Here is a 16,992-nt window from a genome sequence, read left to right as displayed (position 1 = left end):
GCGGCTGTCTGCGTGTCAGGAAGGATGAGCCCATGAGCACGTTCGGAGAGCGCCTGTCCACCGCCGTCGCCGAGCGCGGCCCGCTGTGCGCCGGTATCGACCCGCACGCGTCGCTGCTGGTCGAGTGGGGTCTGGAGGACAGCGTCGCCGGCCTGGAGACGTTCGCCTTCACCGCGGTCGAGGGACTGGCACCGCACGTGTCGGTGATCAAGCCGCAGAGCGCGTTCTACGAGCGCTTCGGCTCGGCCGGCGTCGCGGTGCTCGAGCGGGTGATCGCCGAGTCGCGCGCGCTGGGCGCGCTGGTCCTCCTCGACGTCAAGCGGGGCGACATCGGCTCCACCTCGCAGGCGTACGCCGACGCCTACCTCGACCCGGCCTCGCCGCTGGCCTCCGACGCGATCACGGTGTCGCCGTACCTCGGCTTCGGCTCGCTCGACCCCTTCGTCGACACGGCCCGCCGCTTCGACGCCGGCCTGTTCGTGCTGGGCCTGACGTCCAACAAGGAGGGTCCGGAGGTGCAGTCCGCGACCGTCGACTCGGGGGAGACCGTCGCGGCCCGGATGTTCGACCACCTGCGCCGCCTCAACGCCGACGCGGCCCCGCTCGGCTCCTTCGGTGCGGTCGTCGGCGCGACGATCGGCGATGCGGGGGAGGACCTCGCCTTCAACGGTCCGATCCTGGCGCCGGGCTTCGGCGAGCAGGGCGGTACGGCGGCCGACGTCCGCCGCATCTTCGGCCCGCTCACCGTGCTGCCCTCCTCCTCGCGCGGCCTGCTCCGCGCCGGACCGTCCGTCGACGCGTTGCGCGATGCCGCGCTGCGGACCAACGACGAGCTGCGCTGAGGCTGGCGGGCTCGCACCCACCCGGCTGCTTGGATGTCCGGATGCGACGACTCCTGGTGAGCGGCCTGTCGGCCGCGCTGCTGCTCGCCGCGCTCAGCGGGTGCGGCGGCGATCGGTACGCGGACTACTGCGGCAGCGTGAAGGACCACCAGGAGGGGCTGTCGAAGACACTCGAGGCGGGCGGGCCGCAGGCGCTGCTGAAGGCGCTGCCGACGTTCGAGGTGCTCCAGGACAAGGCGCCCAGCGACATCGAGGGCGACTGGGCGACGCTCACGAAGGCGCTGGGGGACCTGGAGCGCGCGCTGGCCGACGCCGACGTCGACCCGGCGACGTACGACCCGGCCACGCCCCCGGCCGGGCTCACGAAGTCCGAGCAGGACCGCATCACGGCGGCAGCGACGGAGGTGGGCGCGGACCGGACGCGGGCGGCCCTGGCGGCGGTCGACCAGCACGCACGCGACGTCTGCCACGCTCCGCTCACCGTCTGAGGTATCCCCGCGTTGCCGCTGTCCGGGGGTGCGGCTATCTTGACCCGAAGTCCCTCCTATCTGCTTCCGAGACCCCAGAAGGACCACGCACGTGGCTCTGCCCCCGCTCACGCCCGAACAGCGCCAAGCCGCCCTCGACAAGGCGGCGGCCTCCCGACGGGAGCGGGCCGAGGTGAAGAACCGGATCAAGAACTCGGGCGGCTCGGTGCTCGAGGTCATCGAGCAGGGACAGACCAACGAGGTCATCGGCAAGATGAAGGTCCTCGACCTGCTCCAGGCGGTCCCCGGTGTCGGCAAGGTGCGCGCCCGCCAGATGATGGAGCGGCTCAGCATCGCCGAGAGCCGCCGCGTCCGCGGCCTCGGGTTCAAGCAGATCGAGGCACTGGCCGAGGAGTTCGCCCGGCGTGGCTGACGCGCCCGCCGCCACACAGCCGTCACGTCTCGTGGTGCTCGCCGGCCCGACGGCCGTGGGCAAGGGCACCGTCGCGGCCGCCGTACGCACGTCGCACCCGGAGGTCTGGTACTCCGTCTCGGCCACCACGCGCCCGCCGCGGCCGGGGGAGCAGGACGGGGTGCACTACTGGTTCGTCTCCGACGAGGAGTTCGACCGGATGATCGCCGAGGGGGAGCTCCTCGAGTGGGCGACCGTGCACAAGGTCGCCCGCTACGGCACCCCGCGCAAGCCCGTCGAGGCGGCGCTCGCCGCCGGCCGTCCGGCGCTGCTCGAGATCGACCTTCAGGGTGCCCGCCAGGTGCGCGCCACCATGCCGCAGGCGTTGTTCGTGTTCCTGGCGCCTCCGTCGTGGGAGGAGCTGGTCCGCCGACTGGTCGGACGCGGCACCGAGACCGAGGAGGAGCGCGAGCGTCGCCTGGAGACCGCGCGGGTGGAGCTCGAGGCCGAGCAGGAGTTCGACGTCACCATCGTCAACCGCGAAGTTCACGCTGCTGCGGAGGACTTGGTAACCTTGATGAAGCTCAGTGCGCCTCTGCGCACGAGCCCATCGAACCCCGACAGTGAGGCATGAACGCGTGGCTGCCCCCGAGATCGACGCCCAGGGCGTGACCAACCCCTCGATCGACGACCTGCTGAGCAAGACCGACAGCAAGTACCGCCTGGTCCTCTACGGTGCCAAGCGCGCCCGTCAGATCAACGCCTACTACTCGCAGCTCGGCGAGGGCCTGCTCGAGTACGTCGGCCCGCTGGTCGAGACGCACGTCCAGGAGAAGCCGCTCTCGATCGCGCTGCGCGAGATCAACGACGACCTGCTCACCTGCGAGGAGGTCGACCCCGCGGAGCTCGCCGCGGAGGAGGCCGCCCAGCGCGCTGCGACCGCGACGGACCCGTTCGCGGTCGGCGAGTGACCATTCGCACCACCCACGAGGCCGCTCCCCACGCCGGGGAGCGGCCGCGTGTCGTTCTGGGGGTCTCGGGCGGGATCGCGGCCTACAAGGCCGCCGAGCTGCTGCGTCGATTCACGGAGTCGGGCCACGACGTGACCGTCGTACCGACCGCCTCCGCCCTGGAGTTCGTCGGCGCCCCGACGTGGGCGGCGCTCTCCGGCAAGGAGATCGCGACGGAGGTCTTCGAGAACATCACCGAGGTGCCGCACGTCCGCATCGGGCAGCAGGCGGACCTCGTGGTCGTCGCCCCGGCGACCGCCAACACGCTGGCCCGCGCCGCTCACGGCCTGGCCGACGACCTGCTGACCAACGTGCTGCTCACCGCCCGCTGCCCGGTCGTCTTCGCGCCGGCCATGCACACGGAGATGTGGGAGCACCCGGCGACCGCCGAGAACGTCGCCACGCTGCGCCGCCGCGGCGCCCTCGTCCTGGAGCCGGCCGAGGGCCGGCTGACCGGCAAGGACACCGGCAAGGGCCGGCTGCCCGACCCGGACGAGATCTTCGCCCTCTGCTCCGAGGTGCTCGCCCGGTGGACCTCCACGGGCTCGACCGACGCGTTGGCCGACCTGGCCGGGCGCCGGGTGGTCGTGAGCGCGGGAGGGACGCGGGAGTACCTCGACCCGGTCCGCTTCATCGGCAACCGCTCCAGCGGCCGGCAGGGCTACGCGCTGGCCCGCGCGGCCGCCGCTCGGGGCGCCGACGTCGTCCTCGTCGCCGCCAACGTGAGCCTGCCCGACCCGGCCGGCGTGAAGGTGGTCCGCGTCGAGACCACCGCCCAGCTCCGCGACGAGGTCGTCAGCGCCGCGTCCGGCGCGGACGCGGTCGTCATGGCCGCCGCACCGGCCGACTTCCGGCCGACGGCGGTGAGCGACGCGAAGATCAAGAAGGCGACCGACGGCTCGGCGCCCACCATCGAGCTGACGCAGAACCCCGACATCCTCAAGGAGATCAGCCACCACCGGCCGCACCCCGGCAGCGTGGTGGTCGGGTTCGCGGCGGAGACCGGCGACGACACCGGCACGGTGCTCGAGCTGGCGAAGGCCAAGCTCGCCCGCAAGGGCTGCGACCTCCTGGTCGTCAACGACGTCCGCGGGGGCGCCGTGTTCGGCAGCCCCGACAACGAGGCGGTCATCCTGGCCGCCGACGGAGCCGCGGTCGACGTACCGTCGGGTTCGAAGAACGCCCTGGCCCATGTGATCTGGGACCAGGTGGTCGCGCGTTTGTCTACCTGACCGTGTGACAATGAGACGGCCGTCCATCACCTGGACGGCGTCGCCTACCGTATGACCACTAGTCCGCCAGCAGGAACGGGAGATCGATTGTGACCGGACGTCTGTTCACCTCTGAGTCGGTGACCGAGGGCCACCCCGACAAGATCGCCGACCAGATCAGCGACACGGTGCTCGACTACCTCCTCGAGCACGACCCCAAGAGCCGGGTCGCGGTCGAGACCCTCCTGACCACGGGCCTCGTGGTCGTCGCCGGCGAGGTGACCACGGAGGCCTACGCCCCCGTCGCCCAGCTGGTCCGCCAGAAGGTCCTCGAGATCGGCTACGACTCCTCGGACAAGGGCTTCGACGGCAACTCCTGCGGTGTGCAGGTCGCCATCGGCGCCCAGTCGCTCGACATCGCGCAGGGCGTGGACGACGCCTACGAGGACCGCGTCGACCACTCGATCGACGAGCTCGACCGCCAGGGTGCCGGCGACCAGGGACTCATGTTCGGCTACGCCTGCGACGACACCCCGGAGCTGTTCCCGCTGCCGATCAAGATCGCGCAGACGCTCTCCGAGCGGCTCACCGAGGTGCGCAAGAACGGCACGCTGCCCTACCTGCGCCCCGACGGCAAGACCCAGGTCACCATCGAGTACGACGACGAGAACCGCGCCGTCCGCGTGGACGCCGTCGTCCTGTCGACGCAGCACGCCGACGACATCGACCTCGAGGCGACGCTGGCTCCCGACATCAAGAAGCACGTCATCGAGCCGGTGCTGGAGCAGTTCAAGGACAGCGTCCCCTCGGACGGCTACAAGCTCTACATCAACCCGACCGGCCGATTCGTCGTCGGCGGCCCCATGGGTGACGCCGGCCTGACCGGGCGCAAGATCATCGTCGACACCTACGGCGGCATGGCCCGCCACGGTGGCGGCGCCTTCTCCGGCAAGGACCCGTCCAAGGTCGACCGGTCGGCCGCCTACGCCATGCGCTGGGTCGCCAAGAACATCGTCGCGGCCGGCCTGGCCCGCCGCGCCGAGGTCCAGGTCGCCTACGCCATCGGCAAGGCTCACCCGGTCGGTGTGTTCGTCGAGACGTTCGGCACCGAGACGGTTCCGGTCGACCGGATCCAGAAGGCGGTGCTCGAGGTCTTCGACCTGCGCCCGGCCGCGATCGTGCGCGACCTCGACCTGCTGCGCCCGATCTACGCCAAGACCGCCGCCTACGGCCACTTCGGCCGTGAGCTCCCGGAGTTCACGTGGGAGAAGACCGACCGCGCCGAGGCGCTGAAGGCGGCCGCGGGCGCCTGACGCCGCTGCACTGAGACGCCGTCGGCGGCCGGGTGGGAGTTATCCCACCCGGCCGCCGTCTGTTTCGGGACAGGAGGGGTACTTGTCAACGTGCTCGCCGCACGAACCCGACTCGCAGGTGCCCTGGCGACCGCCGCCGTCGTCGCAGGACTGACGGTCCCCGCTGGCGCCGCGAGCCCTCCGCCCCCTGACGGGCCGGCCCGCGCCGCCTCTCGGCTGCGGGCGGACGCGAGCTCGACCTTCGTCAGCCGGGGCCCGGCCGGAGCGATGCGGTTCGCCGCCGTGGGCGGTCACGGCCGGATCGACAACCCGTCGGTCGACGGGCGCGACAGCGTCAGGGCGGCGGCCAGGGCGCACCTCGAGCGCTACGGCGCCGCGTTCGGCGCCGACCGGCCCGGGACGACCCTGGCCGACGCCGGCACGGCCGGCACCGTGAGCGGGCAGGACGTCGTGCGCTACGACCAGTCGGTCGACGGCGTCCCCGTGCTCGGCGGGCAGGTGGTCCTCACGCTCGGGGCGCAGCGCGACCTCACGGCGGCGAGCGCCAGCCTCAGCACGGCGCAGAGCGTCCCGGCCGCCCGCGTGGCGGAGCGCGCGGCCGCCGGCGCCGCCCGTGCGGTCGTGGCGCGGGACTCGCGCCGCCGAGCCGCCGACCTGGCGGTGTCGTCGGACGGACGGTCGATCTTCGACCCGGCGGTCTTCGGCGAGCCGTCGACGGCCGGCGCCCGGACCGGCTGGCGGTTCGAGGTCACCGGCGCCGACGGCGTACGCCGGCTCGTGCTGGTCGACGACCAGACCGGCGCGGTGCTGCTGGACATCGACGACAACCAGTCGATCGACCGGGTGGTCTGCGACAACGCCAACACCCCGCGGACGACCGACCTGCCGTGCACGACCGGCTTCGCCCGGACCGAGACGTCCGGACCGAGCACCCTCGCCGAGGCCAACAGTGCGTTCGACCTCGCCGGCGCGGTCTCCGACTTCTACCGCCAGATCGTCGGCCTCGACCTCACCCAGCTGCTCGGCATCAGCGTCGGCGGCAGGAAGAGGCTCGCCTCGACGGTGCGGTGGTGCTACACCGGCGAGACCTGCCCCTACGACAACGCCTTCTGGAACGGCCGCCAGATGTACTACGGCCAGGGCTACGCGGGCGCCGACGACGTGGTGGGGCACGAGATGACCCACGGCGTCATCGACCACTTCTCCCAGCTGTTCTACTGGGGCCAGTCAGGCGCGATCAACGAGTCCCTGGCCGACATCATGGGCGAGATCATCGACCACCGGCATCCGTCGCCCTCCGACGTCGCGAGCAACTGGCAGATCGGCGAGGACCTGCCGGGCGGTGCCATCAGGAGTCTGTCCAACCCGACGCAGTTCGGCCAGCCGGACCGCATGACCAGCAACCGCTACACCTCCGACGCGCCGAGCTACTCCGACAACGGCGGCGTCCACACCGACAGCGGCGTGGGCAACAAGACGGCCTACCTGATCTCGCAGGGCGGGTCGTTCAACGGCCAGACCATCACCGGGATCGACGCGGGCGATCCGCAGCTGACCAAGACGGCCACGCTCTACGCGGACGTCACCATGAAGCTGAGCTCGGGCAGCGACTACGCCGACCTGGCCGGCGTGCTCGAGCAGAGCTGCCAGGCGCTGGTCACCGCCCAACGGGTCGGCTTCACGTCGGCCGACTGCACGCGCGTGCACCAGGCGACGGTGGCCACCGAGCTCCGTACGACGCCCACTCAGGCCCGGCAGCCCGCCGACGCGCCGGCGAACAGCTGCCCGAGCGGGACCCGCCAGGTCGAGATGCTCGACAGTGAGACCGGCAACGCGGCGACGTTCACGGCCGGACCCAACTGGGTGCGGGGAGCCTCGCCGACCTGGGGCAGCAACGCCACCTCGGGCACTGCCTCCTGGTCGAACACGCACCCGTGGAGCAGTGCCGACACGACGCCCGGAGCCTCGTCCCTGACGCTGGCGACGCCCGTGAGCCTGCCCGCCGGCCAGCGGTCCTACCTGCGCTTCCAGGGGTGGTACCTGCTCGACTACGTCGACGCGACCTACTACGACGCCGGCACGGTCGAGGTCGACCGGACCGACGACCCCCAGCCGCCGATCGACGCGGCGACGCTGCCGTGGGTCGACGGCCCGAGCCAGGTCATCGCCGAGGGCTCGGGCAACCCGGCAGCGGGTCGGCTCGGGTTCGGCGGCGACAGCCGCGGCTGGATCGCCAGCCAGCTCGACCTCTCGAGCCTGGCCGGCCACCCGGTCCGTCCACGGTTCACCCTGGACAACGACTCGGCGTACTGGTCCCCGGGGTGGTTCCTCGACGACATCACCGTCTACACCTGCTCGACGCGGATGCTGCTGACGGCGGCCCCGACGGTCCGCGGCACCGACCGGGTCGGCGGGCGGCTCACGGCCACGCCCGGAGGCTGGCTGCCCGCCCCCGAGCGGGTCAGCTATCAGTGGCTGCGCGACGGCCGGCCGGTCACCGGGGCCACCGGCGCGGCGTACGTCCCGGTGGCGGCGGACCTGCGCCACCGCCTCTCGGTGCAGGTCACCGCGAGTGCGACGGGGCTCATCCCGGGCCAGGCGACGAGCGCCGCGGCGGCTCCGGTCGCGCCCGGCGTCCTCAGCGCGCCCCGCCCGAAGGTCGCGGGCACGGCGAAGGTGGGGAAGGTCCTACGGGCCGTCCCGGGCACCTGGTCGCCGCGGGGTGTGGCGCTGTCCTACCAGTGGCTGCGCAACGGCCAGGCGATCAAGCGGGCGACCAAGACGGCGTACAAGCTGACCAAGAAGGACCGGGGCAAGAAGATCTCGGTGCGGGTGACCGGCCGCAAGGCCGGCTACACCACCGCGAGCGTGACGTCGCGACCGACCGGCAAGGTGAGGTAGCCGCCGCCCGGCTCCGCTAGACGGCAGCCATGCCGAGCTGGCCGGAGCTCACGATGTCGTCGAGCGAGGCCGGGCGGCCGAACAGGTAGCCCTGGGCCTCGTCGCAGCCCGTGTCGGTCAGCAGGGCGAGCTGGTCGTCGGTCTCGATGCCCTCGGCCAGCACCGACATCCCGAACGTGCGGCCCAGCGAGAGGACGGCCTGGACGAGCTCGACGGTCTGCTCAGGCGTGCCGCCGCCGGAGAAGAACGAGCGGTCGATCTTGATCCGGTCGAAGGGGAAGGTCCGCAGCGCGTCGAGGGAGGAGTAGCCGACGCCGAAGTCGTCGAGTGCGATCCCGACGCCGAGGTCCTTGATCTCCAGCAGGGTCTGCAGGGCGCTCTCCCGGTCGGTGAAGACGGCCGTCTCCGTCATCTCCAGCTCCAAGCGGTGAGCGGGCAGGCCGGACTCCTCGAGCACCTCGCGGACCGTGCGGGCCAGCCCGGCCTCGGCGAGCTGCACCGCCGAGACGTTGACCGAGACACGGTGCGGCGGCACCCACCGGGCCGCCTCGGCGCAGGCCGTGCGCAGCACCCACTCGCCGATCGGCGCGATCAGTCCGCTCTCCTCCGCAAGCGGGATGAACTCGGCGGGGGAGACCAGGCCGAGCTCGGGGTGCCGCCAGCGCAGCAGCGCCTCGTAGCCGCGCGTCTCGCCGGTCGCGACGGCCGTCTGCACCTGGTAGTGGAGGAACAGCTCACCGCGCGCGAGCGCCTCGCGCAGGTCGGCGGTCAGGCCGCGCCGCTGTCGGGTCTGCTCGTCCACCGAGGCGTCGTAGAGGCAGATGTCGTGCAGCGGGTCGCTCTTGGCGCGGTACATCGCGAGGTCGGCGTTGTTGACCAGCGTCTCCGCGTCCGAGGCGTGGTCGGGGAAGGTGGCGGCGCCGATGCTGGCCCGGGGCGCGATCCGCGCCCCACGGACGTGGATGACACCGGACAGCACCTGGCGCAGGGCGTCCAGGAAGGTGGGCAGGTGCGCGTCGTCCTCGAGCCGGCAGAGCGCAATGAACTCGTCACCGCCGATCCGCGCCACGAACTCGTCGTCGCCCCGGATGAGCTCGGCCATCCGGCTGCCGAGCACGCGCAGCACCTCGTCGCCCACCGGGTGGCCATGCAGGTCGTTGACCTCCTTGAAGTTGTCGATGTCGATCACGACGAGCCCGAGCCGCTGGTGGTGCTCGCGCGAGCGCTCGATCTCGGCGGCGAGCCGCTCGTTGAGGCTCGCGCGGTTGGGCAGACCGGTGAGGACGTCGTACATGGCGAGGCGCCGGAGGCGCTCCACCGCGGACGCGCGACTGTTGTTGTCGATCAGGTAGCCGACCATGCCCGACCCGAGGGTGACGAAGGCCATGCCGGCGATCGCGACGGCGAGGACGTATTGCGTCTCGGGGTCGAGCGACCTCCGCGTGCCGGCCATGTCCGACATGTCGTGGGCGACCGACATGGCGGCCATCCCGGTGAAGTGCAGGGCCAGCACCGACGTCGTGAACAGCAGCCACATCAGGGTCTGGGCGTGGCGCAGGTCGGACCGTCCGTAGAGCAGCGCCGCCGAGGCGAACCCGACCGCGAAGACGACCGACAAGACGATGAGCGGTTCGTTCCACGACATCGTCCCCTGCATGCGCAGGCCACTCATGCCGACGTAGTGCATCGAGGACACGGCGAGGCCGACGACCGTCCCACCGAGCGCGACCCGGGCGCGCGAGACGTCGGCGGCGCCGCCGATGAGGAAGCCCACGGCGCTGCCGAGCACGGCGATGAGGAGCGAGAGCGCGGTCGCCAGCCACTCGACGCTCATCGGTACGCCGGGGTGGTAGCCGAGCATCGCGACGAAGTGGGTGCCCCAGATGGACACGCCGCTGGCCAGGGAGGTCAGGAAGAGCCACGCGTAGCGCTGCCGGTCGCCGACGTCGGTCATCCGCTGGAAGAAGCGCGAGGCGGCCCACGCCCCGGCCAGGCACAGGACGGCGGCGATGGCGACCAGCGACGTGCTGTGCTCGGGGACGAGCGCCGGGATCGGTGTCATGTGGTTGGTCCTGCTCCCGGCGTCGAGTGGCGTCTCCCTGGCCCCGCAGGCGCAGCTTCCGATGAGACTGATCGTCAGGTCGCGCCGCGACCTGAGCACCGCGCCGGTGATCGCTCCACATCCACAGGCGACCCGACCGCGGCGCCCGGGTGTCGGTGGCGCGCTGGTAGAAACGGCCGCATGAACCGGCCGGCCCGCGAGAGCACCGAGCAGCACCTCGAGCTGCCCGGCCTCGTCCGGGACAAGGTCGCCGAGGGCCGGGCGAAGGCGCGGGCGACCCGCGCGCGCAAGCAGGCCGAGGCCGAGATCACCGACCACCTGCCGGTCGCCCAGCTGCTGCTCGACCTGCAGCCGACCCACCTGGACCGGACGTTCGACTACGCCGTCCCGGCCAGCATGGCCGCCGACGCGGTGCCGGGCGCACGGGTCAAGGTCCGGTTCGCCGGCCAGGACGTCGACGGCTTCGTCCTCGCGCGCCTGGAGGCCTCCGAGCACGAGGGCAGGCTCGCCCCCCTCAAGCGGGTGGTCAGCGCAGAGCCCGTGCTCAGCCCCGCCATCGCCGGGTTGGCCGCCGACCTCGCGGAGCGCTACGCCGGCACCCGGTCCGACCTGCTCCGCCTGGCGGTGCCGCCCCGGCACGCCGCCGTGGAGAAGGAGGCCTCCGACGCGCCCCCGGCGGCGTCGCTGGACCCGTCGGCGCTCGCCGCCGCCTGGGCGGGGCACGAGCCGGGTGCGGCCTTCCTGCGGCACCTCGCCGCCGGCGGGTCGCCGCGGGCGGTCTGGCACGCCGCGGCAGGCACCGACTGGGCCCTGCTCCTGGCCTCGGCCGTCGGCGCCGTCGGCTCCGGCGGACGCGGCGCCGTCGTCTGCGTGCCCGACGGCAAGGACGTCGCCCGGCTCTCGGCCGCGCTCGACACGGTGCTGGGCCCGGGGCGGCACGTCACGCTGACCGCCGACAGTGGCCCGGCGGCGCGCTACCGGTCGTTCCTGGCGGTCGCGCGCGGGGCCGTCCGCGTCGCGATCGGCACCCGGGCAGCCGCCTTCGCGCCGGTCCACGACCTCGGCCTGGTCGCGGTGTGGGACGACGGCGACGACCTGCTCGCCGAGCCCCGCGCGCCCTACCCCCACGCCCGCGAGACGCTGCTGCTGCGTGCCGAGCGGGAGGGCGCGGCGGCCCTCGTCGGTGGCTTCGCCCGGACCGTCGAGGCCGACCAGCTGCTGCGCTCGGGCTGGGCGCAGGAGATCGCGCCGACCCGGACGTTCGCTCGCGAGCGGGTCCGCGTCGCCATCACCGGTGCCAGCGACTTCTCCCTCGACCGCGATCCGCTCACCCGTGCGTCTCGGGTGCCGCGGGAGGTGCACCAGGCGATCCGGGCTGCCCTGGAGGAGGGTCCCGTGCTGGTGCAGACGCCGCGGCGGGGCTACGCGGCGGCGCTGGCCTGCGAGCGGTGCCGGACGCCGGCCCGCTGCACGGTCTGCACCGGTCCGCTCCGCCTCACCGGCCCGGCCACGCCGCCGGCCTGCACTTGGTGCGGCACCGTGGCCGAGCACTGGGCGTGCCCGGTCTGCGACTACCGGGGCCTGCGTGCTCCCGTGCTCGGCGACGCCCGCACCGCCGAGGAGCTCGGGCGGGCGTTCCCGGGCGTCCGCGTCGTCACCTCGAGCGGCGAGCGGGTCCTGCCGAGCGTCCCCGCGGAGCGCGCCATCGTCGTGGCGACCCCGGGTGCCGAGCCGGTCGCCGCCGAGGGGTACGCCTCCGTGGTGCTGCTCGACACGTGGCTGCTGCTCGGGCGGCCGGACCTGCGCACCGAGGAGGAGGCGCTGCGCCGCTGGAGCGCCGCCATCGCGCTGGCCGCGCCCGGCGGCCGTGCGGTCGTCGTGGGCGACCCGGCGCATCCCGCTCTGCAGGCACTGGTCAGGTGGGACCAGCCGGGTTTCGCCCGGCGGGAGGCCGAGCAGCGGGCGGAGGCGCACCTGCCGCCGGCCTCGCGACTGGCCACCATCACCGGTGACGCCGGTGCGCTCGACGACGCGCTCACGCTGCTCGCGGCCCCGGCCAGCGCCGAGGTGCTCGGGCCGGTCCCCGTCGCCGAGGAGCAGTGGCGGGCCGTCGTACGCGTGCCGCGGGCGGAGGGTGCGGCACTCTCCCGGGCGCTCCTCGAGCTGCAGCGGCTGCGCTCCTCGCGCAAGCTGGACCCGGTGCGCGTCCAGGTCGACCCGCCCACTCTCTAGACTTGCGCCCATGCCCATCCAGCCCATCCGTCTCTTCGGCGACCCGGTCCTGCGCCAGAAGGCGCAGCCCGTCACCGACTTCGACAAGGAGCTGCGGCGGCTCGTCGAGGCCCTCACCGACACCATGCTCGAGGCGCCGGGCGCCGGCCTGGCCGCACCGCAGATCGGCGTGGGTCTCCGCGTCTTCACCTGGTACGTCGACGGCGAGGTCGGTCATCTGATCAACCCCGACCTGACGCTCTCCGCCGAGACGCAGGACGGCGACGAGGGCTGCCTCTCGATCCCCGGGCTGAAGTACGACTGCCGGCGGGCCCTCGCGGTCGTCGCGCGCGGCTTCAACATGTACGGCGAGCCCGTGCTCATCGAGGGCTCCGAGCTGCTCGCCCGGGCGATCCAGCACGAGACCGACCACCTCGACGGCGTGCTCTTCATCGACCGCCTCGACCAGGCGGCGCGCAAGGCGGCGATGAAGGAGATCCGCGACTCGGACTGGTTCGGCGTCGAGAGGCCGACCGTCAAGCTGTCGCCGCACGCCACGCGCGGGTTCGCCATCTGATGCGGCTCGCCTTCGCAGGCACGCCCGAGGTGGCGCTGCCGTCCCTGAACGCGATCGCCGAGTCCCGGCACGAGCTCGTCGCCGTCGTCACCCGACCCGACGCCCCCGCCGGCCGCGGCCGGCGACTGGTCGCCAGTCCGGTGGCGCAGCGTGCCGAGGAGCTGGGCATCCCCGTCCTCAAGCCCGAGCACCCGCGCGACCCCGCGTTCCAGGACGAGCTCAAGGCGCTCGACGTCGACTGCGTGCCGGTCGTCGCCTACGGCGCGCTCCTCCCTGCCAGCGCGCTCGACATCCCGCGGCACGGATGGGTCAACCTCCACTTCTCGCTGCTGCCGCAGTGGCGCGGGGCCGCGCCGGTGCAGCACGCCATCTGGGCCGGTGACGAGTTCAGCGGTGCGACCACCTTCCGGATCGTCCCGGCGCTCGACGCGGGCCCGACCTTCGGTGTGATGACCGAGCGCATCCGGCCCGCCGACACCGCGGGCGACCTGCTGGGCCGGCTGGCCGAGGGGGGAGCGCAGCTGCTGGTCGCCACGCTCGACGGCATCGACGACGGCTCCCTCGAGGCGCGGGAGCAGCCGACCGACGACGTCACCGTGGCGCCGAAGATCACCGTGGACGACGCCCGCGTCGACTGGTCCGAACCGGCCGCCGCCGTCGACCGCCGGATCCGGGCCTGCACCCCGGCGCCGGGTGCGTGGACGACGGTCGCGGGGGAGCGGTTCAAGCTCGGCCCGGTGACGCCCGACGCCGAGGAGGCGCCGCTGGCTCCGGGGGAGCTGCGGGTCACCAAGCGCTCGGTGCACGTCGGTACCGCCAGCGTTCCCGTGCGCCTGGGCCAGGTCCGCCCCACCGGCCGCAAGGAGATGGCGGCCGCCGACTGGGCCAGGGGCGTCGTACTGCCCGACGGGGCTACCTTCGGATCGTGACCAGACCGGCGACGCCCGACGACATCGGGCAGATCTGCCTGTCGCTGCCGGAGGTCGAGCTCGGCGTCAGCTGGGGCGACCGCCCGACCTACAAGGTCCCGCGCGGCGACAAGGGCCGCGGCTTCGTCCTCCAGCGGGCGCCGCACAAGACCGCCGTCGACCCCACGACCGGCGAGCTCTACGACGACCTGCTGGTGATCCGCACCCCGACCGAGGCCGACAAGCTGGCCCTGGTCGCCGATGACAGCCTGCCGTTCTTCACGATCGACCACTTCAACCACTACAACGCGGTGCTCGTGCAGGAGTCGCGGCTCGGTGAGATCGCCGTCGAGGAGCTGCGCGAGGTGATCGAGGACGCCTGGCGGGCCGTCGCCCCCAAGAAGCTCGTGAAGGAGCTGGATGGCTGACCCCCGCAAGCGCCGCGGACCGGGCGGGCGCCCGCCGCGCCGCGCCCGCGTCGACCCCGCCCGCGAGATCGCGTTCGAGGTACTCACCCGCGTCCGCACCGAGGACGCCTACGTCAACCTGCTCCTCCCGGTGCTGCTCCGGCGCGCCGGCCTGACCGGCCGTGACGCCGCGTTCACCACCGCGCTCGTCTCCGGGACGGTCCGCGGACAGCTGACCTACGACGCCGTCATCGACGCCTGCGTCGACCGCTCCCCGCACCCCAAGGTCCGCGACGCCCTGCGGCTCGGCGCGCACCAGCTCCTCGGGATGCGGGTCGCGACGCACGCCGCGGTCAGCACCACGGTCGACCTGGTCAGGTCGCAGGCCGGTCCGGGCGCGGCGGGGTTCGCCAACGCGGTGATGCGGCGGATCGGCGAGGCCGACCTGAGCACCTGGGTCAGGCGCCTGGCGCCGGAGGACCCGGCCGGCTTCCGCTCCATCGCCTTCAGCCATCCGCGCTGGGTCGTGGACACACTCACCGAGGCGGTCGGGGCCGACGAGGTCGACGCGCTGCTCGAGGCCGACAACGCGCCGCCGAAGGTCACGCTCGTGGCACGGCCGGGCCGGGCCACGGTGGACGAGCTGGGCGGTACACCGACCGGCCTGTCGCCGTACGCCGTCGTGCTCGACGCCGGCGACCCCGGAGCCGTCCCGGCCGTCGCCGAGGGGCGGGCCGGCGTGCAGGACGAGGGGTCGCAGCTGGTGGCGCTCGCCGCTGCGGACGCGCCGCTCTCCGGCGCCGACCGGCTCTGGCTGGACCTCTGCGCCGGCCCGGGCGGCAAGTCGGCCCTCCTGGCCGCGCTGGCCGCGGAGCGGGGCGCCGTGCTGGTCGCCAACGAGGCCCAGCCGCACCGTGCGACGCTGGTCCGGCGCAGCCTCACCGACCCGGTCGCGGAGCGCTGGTTCGGCGGGACCGCCGGCGTCGTGGCGGGGGACGGGCGACGACCGCCGTTCCGCGAGGGCACCTTCGACCGGGTGCTGGTCGACGCGCCGTGCAGCGGCCTCGGCGCCCTGCGTCGGCGGCCCGAGGCCCGATGGCGCCGGCGACCCGAGGACCTCGACGGTCTGGTCCCGCTCCAGCGCGACCTGCTCATGAGTGCGCTGCGGCTGGTGCGGCCGGGTGGTGTGGTGCTGTACGCGACGTGCTCGCCGGTCCTGGCCGAGACGCGCGGGGTCGTCGAAGCGGTTCTCGGCGCGCACCCGGAGGTCCGGCTGGAGCCGGTCACGGGCGTCGCGGGCGCGGTGGCCGACGCCGACGGTCCCGTGCCCGGCACGGTCCAGCTCTGGCCGCACCGGCACGGGACCGACGCCATGTTCATGGCGCTGCTGCGCCGGGACTGATCAGTCGACCCAGTGCAACGTCGCGCCGAGCTCGTCGGCGGCGGTCTTCGACGTGCCCTGGCCGGGCTGGAGGGTCACGAAGAGGCCGTCGTGGACCTTGCTGACGAAGTAGCCGTCGTCGGCCGACTTGGCGGTGAACGCCGCGTAGTCGCTCGCCCGGCGCCAGATCACGCTCACGAGCCGCCCGTCGTCGGCGGTGCAGCCGCCCTTGTCGTCGCCGCCGGCGAGGTCGCAGGTCCACCCGGGGGCGGAGAACGTCACGGGCACGTGGTCGACGAGCGGCGGGAGGGCCTCCCAGGGCGTCACGGCGGTGATGCGCGGGTAGAGCTCCTTGACTGCCGCGACGTCCGACTGTGGTGCCTCCGAGTCGAGGTCGGCCACCCAGCTGTGGCCCCAGCGGCTCACGGTCACGTCCCGGCCGTGCAGGCTGAAGACCAGGCCGTCAGCGAGCGGCGCCTTCGTCGGCGTGGGTGCCGCGGAGGCGGTCTGCCTCGGCTCCGCCGCGAACCCGCCGTCGACCTGGCGGGGGTCGCTGCCGCCGGCGATCTGCGCGCCGCCCACGGCGACGACCGCGACACCGGTCGCGGCCGCGAGCGAGACGCCGGCCCGGCGCCGCAGCCTGATCCGGGTGCCGGCCCGGGTCGAGGCGGCGACGAGGTGGTCGAGGTCGGGGTGGACCCCGGCGACGCGGTCGTGGAGCGCCGTACCCAGGCGGGAGTCGAAGTCGGTCATGACGGGGTCCTCTCGGAGAGATCGAGGTGGTCGAGCAGGGGCCGCAGGCGCAGGAGCGCGCGGCGGGCCCGGGTGCGGACGGCGGTCTCGGTCAGGTCGAGGTCGATCGCCGTGTCGGCCACGCTCCTGTCCTCCCAGTAGCGCAGCACCACCACCGCCCGGTCGAGCGCGGGCAGGGTGGCGAGCGCGGCCAGGAGGTCCAGGCGCGCGGCGTGGTCGACCGGGAGCGTCTCGAGCTCGGCGCCCACGGTCAGGTCGACCGGCTGCTCGCTGTTGCGCCGCAGCCGCCGGTGCGAGAGGAACGTGTTGAGCAGCGTCGTCCGCGCATAGGCGAGCGGGTTGTCAGCCGCGCTCACCCGTCCCCACCGCGCGAACACCTTGGCGTACGTCGCCTGGGTCAGGTCCTCGGCCAGGTGGTGGTCACCGGTCAGCAGCAGCGCCGCGCGGTGCAGCTGGGTGCCCGTGGCCCGCACGAAGTCCGCGTACTCGTCGTGGTTCCTCTTCACACCTCGTTCGACGCCTCGACCCCACGGTCGT

Annotated in this window: 16 protein-coding genes; 13 read left to right on the top strand and 3 right to left on the bottom strand. The window is 73.4% G+C overall.

The features are described from left to right. Positions 1-32 precede the first annotated feature (32 nt). From pyrF to QDS12_RS19710, 8 genes are all read left to right on the top strand, one after another. Positions 33-842 carry an orotidine-5'-phosphate decarboxylase gene (gene pyrF, locus QDS12_RS19745; protein ID WP_279882364.1) on the top strand — a complete coding sequence of 270 codons (810 nt, stop codon included), beginning with the start codon at positions 33-35 and terminating at the stop codon, positions 840-842. A 41-nt stretch (positions 843-883) separates the two neighbouring features. Beyond that, positions 884-1,330 (top strand): hypothetical protein, encoded by a 447-nt coding sequence (locus QDS12_RS19740; protein WP_279882363.1) that lies wholly within the window; start codon positions 884-886, stop codon positions 1,328-1,330. Positions 1,331-1,421: 91 nt separating this feature from the next. Further along, complete coding sequence (gene mihF, locus QDS12_RS19735) at positions 1,422-1,742, top strand: integration host factor, actinobacterial type (RefSeq protein WP_279882362.1); 321 nt, start codon at positions 1,422-1,424, stop codon at positions 1,740-1,742. Further along, complete coding sequence (gmk, locus tag QDS12_RS19730; RefSeq protein ID WP_279882360.1) at positions 1,735-2,355, top strand: guanylate kinase; 621 nt, start codon at positions 1,735-1,737, stop codon at positions 2,353-2,355. Before mihF ends, gmk begins: the two co-directional genes overlap by 8 nt. Before the next feature lie 4 nt (positions 2,356-2,359). Beyond that, the gene (rpoZ, locus tag QDS12_RS19725; RefSeq protein WP_192680745.1) at positions 2,360-2,692 is read left to right on the top strand and encodes a DNA-directed RNA polymerase subunit omega; all 333 of its coding nucleotides are present in this window, start codon (positions 2,360-2,362) and stop codon (positions 2,690-2,692) included. Next, a complete protein-coding gene (coaBC, locus tag QDS12_RS19720; protein ID WP_279882357.1) occupies positions 2,689-3,963 on the top strand; it encodes a bifunctional phosphopantothenoylcysteine decarboxylase/phosphopantothenate--cysteine ligase CoaBC in 1,275 nt (424 codons plus the stop codon). The genes rpoZ and coaBC overlap by 4 nt, the downstream gene beginning before the upstream one ends. A gap of 89 nt (positions 3,964-4,052) precedes the next feature. After that, on the top strand, positions 4,053-5,255 hold the full coding sequence (gene metK / locus QDS12_RS19715) for a methionine adenosyltransferase (protein ID WP_279882355.1): 1,203 nt from the start codon (positions 4,053-4,055) through the stop codon (positions 5,253-5,255). Positions 5,256-5,345: 90 nt separating this feature from the next. Continuing rightward, positions 5,346-8,156 (top strand): M4 family metallopeptidase, encoded by a 2,811-nt coding sequence (locus QDS12_RS19710; RefSeq protein WP_279882353.1) that lies wholly within the window; start codon positions 5,346-5,348, stop codon positions 8,154-8,156. Between the two features lie 16 nt (positions 8,157-8,172). On the opposite strand, the gene QDS12_RS19705 is transcribed toward QDS12_RS19710, so the two are convergent. After that, complete coding sequence (locus QDS12_RS19705) at positions 8,173-10,218, bottom strand: EAL domain-containing protein (RefSeq protein ID WP_279882351.1); 2,046 nt, start codon at positions 10,216-10,218, stop codon at positions 8,173-8,175. Between the two features lie 180 nt (positions 10,219-10,398). Here QDS12_RS19705 and QDS12_RS19700 point away from each other — a divergent pair, with 180 nt between their 5' ends. Genes QDS12_RS19700 through QDS12_RS19680 form a run of 5 tightly spaced genes read left to right on the top strand, consistent with a single transcriptional unit; the run spans position 10,399 to position 15,723 of the window. Continuing rightward, a complete protein-coding gene (locus tag QDS12_RS19700; RefSeq protein ID WP_279882349.1) occupies positions 10,399-12,450 on the top strand; it encodes a primosomal protein N' in 2,052 nt (683 codons plus the stop codon). Between the two features lie 10 nt (positions 12,451-12,460). Continuing rightward, positions 12,461-13,006: a peptide deformylase gene (gene def, locus QDS12_RS19695; RefSeq protein ID WP_279882347.1), complete on the top strand. Its 546-nt coding sequence runs from the start codon at positions 12,461-12,463 to the stop codon at positions 13,004-13,006. Beyond that, positions 13,006-13,935: a methionyl-tRNA formyltransferase gene (gene fmt / locus QDS12_RS19690; protein WP_279882345.1), complete on the top strand. Its 930-nt coding sequence runs from the start codon at positions 13,006-13,008 to the stop codon at positions 13,933-13,935. Before def ends, fmt begins: the two co-directional genes overlap by 1 nt. Beyond that, entirely contained in the window at positions 13,932-14,342 is a 411-nt protein-coding gene (locus QDS12_RS19685; protein ID WP_279882343.1) for an MmcQ/YjbR family DNA-binding protein, read from the top strand. Before fmt ends, QDS12_RS19685 begins: the two co-directional genes overlap by 4 nt. Further along, on the top strand, positions 14,335-15,723 hold the full coding sequence (locus QDS12_RS19680) for a transcription antitermination factor NusB (RefSeq protein WP_279882341.1): 1,389 nt from the start codon (positions 14,335-14,337) through the stop codon (positions 15,721-15,723). The genes QDS12_RS19685 and QDS12_RS19680 overlap by 8 nt, the downstream gene beginning before the upstream one ends. Here QDS12_RS19680 and QDS12_RS19675 read toward each other — a convergent pair whose 3' ends face one another. Further along, positions 15,724-16,455, bottom strand: a complete 732-nt coding sequence (locus QDS12_RS19675) for a hypothetical protein (protein ID WP_279882339.1) — start codon at positions 16,453-16,455, stop codon at positions 15,724-15,726. Then, entirely contained in the window at positions 16,452-16,961 is a 510-nt protein-coding gene (locus QDS12_RS19670; protein WP_279882337.1) for a sigma-70 family RNA polymerase sigma factor, read from the bottom strand. Before QDS12_RS19670 ends, QDS12_RS19675 begins: the two co-directional genes overlap by 4 nt. Positions 16,962-16,992 lie beyond the last annotated feature (31 nt).

Source organism: Nocardioides sp. CER19, from assembly GCF_029846275.1.
Taxonomy (GTDB): domain Bacteria; phylum Actinomycetota; class Actinomycetes; order Propionibacteriales; family Nocardioidaceae; genus Nocardioides.
The sequence above is the reverse complement of the archived record's forward strand: the minus strand, read 5'-3'. Positions and strand labels throughout refer to the sequence as shown.